At 36.0% G+C, this 6,045-nt stretch carries 6 protein-coding genes; 1 reads left to right on the top strand and 5 read right to left on the bottom strand.

Annotated features, from left to right (window positions below; all coding sequences use genetic code 11):
- Nucleotides 1-170: 170 nt before the first annotated feature.
- Nucleotides 171-3,032, bottom strand: coding sequence for a zinc-dependent metalloprotease (locus CUN59_RS18970; RefSeq protein ID WP_104389304.1), 2,862 nt, complete (start codon nt 3,030-3,032; stop codon nt 171-173).
- Between the two features lie 221 nt (nt 3,033-3,253).
- On the opposite strand from CUN59_RS18970, the gene CUN59_RS18965 reads away from it, so the two are divergent.
- Entirely contained in the window at nt 3,254-4,084 is an 831-nt protein-coding gene (locus tag CUN59_RS18965; RefSeq protein ID WP_104389303.1) for an alpha/beta fold hydrolase, read from the top strand.
- Nucleotides 4,085-4,139: 55 nt separating this feature from the next.
- On the opposite strand, the gene CUN59_RS18960 is transcribed toward CUN59_RS18965, so the two are convergent.
- The 4 genes from CUN59_RS18960 to CUN59_RS18945 form a co-directional block, all read right to left on the bottom strand.
- Nucleotides 4,140-4,430, bottom strand: coding sequence for a DUF2288 domain-containing protein (locus CUN59_RS18960; RefSeq protein ID WP_104389302.1), 291 nt, complete (start codon nt 4,428-4,430; stop codon nt 4,140-4,142).
- 152 nt (nt 4,431-4,582) lie between these two features.
- The gene (locus CUN59_RS18955; RefSeq protein WP_104389301.1) at nt 4,583-4,783 is read right to left on the bottom strand and encodes a 3'-5' exonuclease; all 201 of its coding nucleotides are present in this window, start codon (nt 4,781-4,783) and stop codon (nt 4,583-4,585) included.
- Nucleotides 4,776-5,321 (bottom strand): UvrD-helicase domain-containing protein, encoded by a 546-nt coding sequence (locus tag CUN59_RS18950; protein ID WP_104389300.1) that lies wholly within the window; start codon nt 5,319-5,321, stop codon nt 4,776-4,778. The genes CUN59_RS18955 and CUN59_RS18950 overlap by 8 nt, the downstream gene beginning before the upstream one ends.
- A 67-nt stretch (nt 5,322-5,388) precedes the next feature.
- On the bottom strand, nt 5,389-5,838 hold the full coding sequence (locus tag CUN59_RS18945) for an HNH endonuclease (RefSeq protein WP_165790233.1): 450 nt from the start codon (nt 5,836-5,838) through the stop codon (nt 5,389-5,391).
- Nucleotides 5,839-6,045: the final 207 nt, after the last annotated feature.

Here is a 6,045-nt window from a genome sequence, read left to right as displayed (position 1 = left end):
TCCTAACTACTCTGTCTACAGCTATACCTCATATGAAATATGCTGTATATTCAGAACTTACCCGAAGGGAAGTGATGGGTGGTTGACGAGTTCCCCCCAAGCAAGGGTTAGGTTTTCAGTCACATCTTGCGTAAGTCGTAATATTAATCTATCATCCTATCCTAGCAAGGTCAATTTCCTATCAAGGGTGCATTTAAGGTCTTGTCAATGCGATCGCGTGTTTCTAATAAGAAAGCCTGAGTATATTCGTCTTGAGAATTTGCCGTTCTTAACTTACTATTTAATTGCTTGAGTTTATACCAAGCCAAGGTACGGGCATCTTCGGGAACAGATTCTTTTCTTAATACCATCTCCATCAATATTTCCAGGTATTCCCTTTGCAAACCCCGACGCAAACTAGAAATTTTTAATTGATCTTTGGGTTGAAATACTTCCGACCAAATCCCAGTTTGCAAGGTGTCAAATAATTCTGGTAATGTCAAGGCTTTACCTGATGGACCTTTTAATTCTAAATCCTTGAGACGAGTTAAGCGATCGCGTCCTAATAAATCTCGCAATACTACACTCTGAACTAACAAAACTAAATCATGGATGGGATAATCTAACCTTCCTACTTGAATACTCGTCCCCCAATGTAACCAACGGGAAGGTACTAATTTATTCAGTAATTCTGGGGGAAAATTCAGTGCGTCCTCAGCAAATACATACTTTTGCATCATCATTAATGCTTTTCGCTGTTCTTCAACGGGTACAGGCACAAATGGTAATTGTCCCTTACCGTTATTTGGTTGCACTCGGTAAAAAGACTGACCACCAACATATTTGCTGGTATAGTATAAATTTTGCAAATAATTTCTTAAGATGGTATTAAACCTCTCCTCAACATCGCTATAACTTTCATTCGCTAAAGGATAACCTTTATTGAGTCTTGCCCACATCCGCCGAGAATTATCTAGTTGTGATTGAGCATAAGCTAGTACATTACTGCTATGATCCCAAGCATTCACCGTTGGATCACTATTAGATACATCCTCATCAGGAGCATAACTTAATTCCCCTTGGTTAGATTTTGCCGTAATTGCCGCTAAAAATGACTTTTCCCCCATAGCAGTTGTGGACTGACTGGGAGTATAACCATATTCAATTGCCCATTCATCATAGGGGCCGACCCGATGGGGAAAATAAGCTCCCTGTTTAACTCCATCCGGGGCAATATTAGGGGGAAGATAATCCATTACAGATGTTGTAATTCCTTTAGTGGAGGTAATTTCTGAATTATTCATTTCTGCTGGGGAAAGTAGGGTACTACCCCGGAAATTATGACGCAAACCTAAAGTATGACCCACTTCATGGGCAATAATTAACCGTAAATACTGATGGATATAATCTTTTATTTGCTCTGGAGTTGGTGTAGTATTTCCTAACATTGACATTGCTAAAGAACCAAAAGCAAACTGATGAGATGCTCCCATTCCATAGCACAAATCATATTTTATAGCTAGTTTTGATAACTTCTGCCATGATTTGCTAGATTTTTGATTACCTAAACTGCACAACTGCTCATTATTAATTAAGCTGAATAAAGAAGTCGGAGTTTGTGTATTTTCAGGTCGCACCATTTGCCGATAATCATTTTTTAATAACCTGACAAAACTACCATCAATGAGAATATCTGCGTCTAATATTTCCCCGGTTAAGGGATTAACACGGGATGGACCCATAGCAAAAAATCCATCTACAGTGTTAATCCAACGGATGGTATTATAGCGAATATCTGCCGGGTCCCAGGTGGCATTATCAGGCATTTGTTGAACTTGAATAGCATCTTTAAATCCTGCTTTCAAAAAAGGTTGATTCCACATCAAAATCCCCTCCTTAATAGCATCACGATATTCTAGGGGAACGGCATTATCAATCCAAAAAACAATCGGCTTTTTCGGTAGAGAAATGCCAGCTTGAGGATCTTGTTTTTCTAAATTCCAGCGATTAATATACCGCACAAAAGGATCTCTTTGATCATCTCTTGATAAATTTTGATAAGCGGTAACAAAATAACCTACTCTGTCATCAGCTAATCGAGGTTGATATTTTGTTTTGGGCAATTCCGAGAGGCTATAATGTACTTTTAAGGTAAAACCACGACTATCAGGTAAGACATCAAAACTATTCTGTGGAGAACCTCCAGTGTTAAAATTAAAAATAGACTGAACTTCTAAATTTTGGGGAAAAACTTTCGCATTGCCCAAATAAGCTTTTTCAGGACTAGCGGTTAGTTCTAAATTAGTAGTTAGTCCGGCTAAATCTGTGAGAAATAAATCATCTAAGTCAATGAGAATGCTTTTTTTCTGTCCATTAATACTTTTAATGGGAATAGTATAAAGCACAGAATCACTGAATGATCTTGCTATTGATCTAGCTTGAGGATCTCCGTCCTCAGTGCGAAAATTAACATTTCTAACCACAAATTGGAGTTGATTATCTACTTTTTGAAAGTAAAATAGAAAATCTTGTAGTGGCATTCCACTATAAATACCTCTTTGACCAATTCCTGATTCTAAAGTAGAGGTGGCTAGGAAATTTTTTTGCAGTTGTTCGGGTTGAATTTCTAGATAAATTTTCTTTTTGTTTTTATGACGATAAATAGTAAAAATTCCTGATGTTGTTTCCGTGTTTTTGGTAACATCTGCAAAGTCTTCTAATTCATCTTCTTTAGACTGTCGAGGTTGGGGTTCTGATTTGGGTTTGGAGGTATCTACTGGTTTATTAACCATCAGAAATGGCTGTTTACCAACCTGCTTTAAATCCTTAAATACCCAAATAAAACTTTCTTGTTTGACTCGATTACTCCCATCAATAACTGCTATTTTGGAAGTTGGTAGGTTTAACCTTTGAGAAAATTGATCAAGTTGCGTATTTGCTGGTTTTGTTGGTACTGAATGAGGATTATTGTTGGTTAATATTTCCGCTTTAGCATTAGCAATACCCAAAAATAGACTATTAAAAAAAATGATAAATAAAACAAATTGATTCATTCCTGATATTCCTATATTTTTTGGTCGGAGACGCAAATAGTTGATCTGGGTAGGTCGTGAGAAGTTGAAGCTGGGGAATAATTGATATTAATTAATGATTTAAACGTAATCTGAGCATATCATGTTGTTTTTATTTCGGATTGTAACTTTTTTGTATATAAGTTACATTTCGTTAAAAAACAATTAGATGCGTTTTCTCTGAACATTTACCGATTTCAAACATGACTGTTATATCTAAATCTGTGCCACTTAATTTTTATATCCAAGGTGAAGGATTTCCAATTCTAGGATTACATGGTCATCCTGGTTCTGGTCGTAGTCTCTCCATCTTTACTGATCATTTATCCCAGCGTTATCAAACTATTACCCCAGATTTGCGCGGTTATGGCAAAAGTCGGTTTCAGGGCAAATTTGAGATGCAAGACCATTTAGATGATATAGAAGCCCTGCTAGACCAGTTAAAAATAGAACAATGCCTCGTATTAGGATGGTCACTAGGAGGAATTTTAGCCATGGAACTGGCAATGCGTCTACCGCAACGGGTAACAGGCTTGATTTTAGTTGCTACTGCGGCCAGACCTTGGGGTAATCATCCCCGCATTTCTTGGCAAGATAATGTTTATACAGGTATTGCAGGGATACTGAACTATATCAAACCGAGTTGGCAATGGAATATTGACACTTTCGGCAAGCGATCGCTTTTTCGCTACCTAATTCAACAACACACAGCCACAGCTTACGGTTACATCGCTAGGGATGCTGTACCCGCCTACTTACAAACCTCTTCAGCAGCTACTAATGCCCTCTACAGTGCCATTAGAGCAGGTTATAACCGCACTTCTGCCATCTCACAAATCCAGTGTCCTAGCTTAGTGCTTGCTGGTGAACAAGACCGACATATTACCGCCAATGCTAGTTTAGAAACAGCCCAACACCTAAAAAACTCTCAATGGCAATGTTACCCCAATACTGCCCACCTTTTCCCTTGGGAAATACCGCAACAATTATTAGCAGATATTGATAATTGGTTGGCAACTAATTTTAGCGATTAGAAATCACCTCTACATAAACATAACCCACCGACGTGGGTTAAAAACTCTTGATTTATTAATCCAATTCCTGAATTAAAACATAAGGTTCAACGATGAGGGCATTAAATCGTTTAGTGCGGTTAAGATTCCATTCTCCCACCTGATCTATTGTGGGTTTTGCTAATAATTGTTCATCTATCCAACGTTGCACTGAAGGAATATTATCGCCAGCGATCGCTTCTCCCACGTCTAATAAATCCAAATTCTTTGCTACCACAATTACTCCATCTTTTTGCACATGGGGAATTAGCCACTCCCATTCTGCTTCATCGAGATTTTGTTGTAATTTTTCTCGTAAATCTGACATAATTCCCCATTCTTTGGTTATTAGTCTGATTTTACAATATCAGAAGGTAATTTTTTATGCGTTGTTAATTTTTTTTAACGATAGCGAAGCGTGGCGTTAGCCATACCACAGAGGTGAAGAGGGAAGAAATGTTTATATGTCTTTTAGAATTGTTATATTTCTATTAAATGTTCAGGATGTAATAAATCAAGAAACTGACTTTTTGTTTTATCAAAGTTTTTATTATCTTTGAGAAACCAGGAGATAAATAACTGTTTTTTAGCTCTAGTTAAAGCCACATAAAATAACCGCTTTTCTTCTTCGAGTTTATTATCTCTTAAACTGAAATAACTAGGAAATTCTTCTTCACACATATTCTTGCAAAATAGTTTGATACTTACTCGCTAATCTTGCATCACGCATTCCTAAAGGTAAAAATAATTGTTCTAAAGGATAATTAGGAGATAGCTGTAAATAACTGGCTTTAGTTTTGCAATCACATATCTGTGAGAATTTTTGTTGAATATCTTTATCTTTACTTAATCCAAAAATCTCCTTAATTAATCCTAAACAGTCGGTGTCATCATAAACTACAAAATCTGCTGGTAAACCAATATTTTTAGCTTCTATTTTCAGGATAGAAGTACATAAACTATGAAAAGTTTTAGTTGTAATATAGCGGAATTGTTGAGGACACATTTGTACTAACCGTTCCTTCATTTCCTTTGCTGCGCGGTTAGTGAAAGTGAGACAAAGGATTTTTTCGGGAGGAATACCTTGTTTAATTGCGTTGACAACTCTTGATGATAAAACGCGGGTTTTACCAGTTCCCACGGGAGCTAATATTAATAATGCTCCTTGGATGTGGTTGATGATTTTTAGTTGTTCGGGGTTGGGTTGGTTTTGTGACATAGAGAGGATGATGTTTTTTAAGAAGTCGCGGATCTTAATTTACTCTTTTTTAAATCATGAATATAATTCAACTGATTAATATATTTTCTCTATGGTATAGAAGATAGTCTTGATTGATTTTATATTTTTTTGGAAGTGCTGCTTGTCTACCTTGTACATCTTCTAATATTTTTTGTAAAGGTTGACTAAAACTTCTATATTCAGGTGTAATAATAACTTTCAATGAATCACTAAAACTAATAAATCCGTGATCAAATAAGTTATCATAAGTTACTGAAAGACATACACCATTAGAAGGGTCTAATCTACTATCTATTCTATGCGACCAGGGGATAATGTGACTTGCTCTCAACATAACTGATTCAGAAATTGAAGTAATGCAGCATTTTTCTTGAAAGTTTTGAAGTACCTTTTTTCTAAAAACAGATTGTTTCTGTCTTGCATTTATCTCTATTTTACGATTTTCAATAGAGTAATCATTAAATTCATCTTCAGATAAATTAAATTCTAACTGCAAGGATCTTTCTTCATTACCTAGACATATAAAACTCGGATTTCCATAAAAAAAACTGATATCTTTAAGAATCTTACACGTCCTTAACCTCAAGGTATGTCCTATTATATTTCCTACCCATCTTACTGTTCCTACTTTATCATTAGATAGATATTTCTCTAGAAATAAGTCTTGAACATAAATAAAAGGGGCTCTTCCAGACTAAATATG

It is taken from the genome of Cuspidothrix issatschenkoi CHARLIE-1 (genome assembly GCF_002934005.1).
GTDB classification, from domain to species: Bacteria; Cyanobacteriota; Cyanobacteriia; order Cyanobacteriales; family Nostocaceae; genus Cuspidothrix; species Cuspidothrix issatschenkoi.
This window is presented reverse-complemented; position numbering and strand designations above follow the sequence as displayed.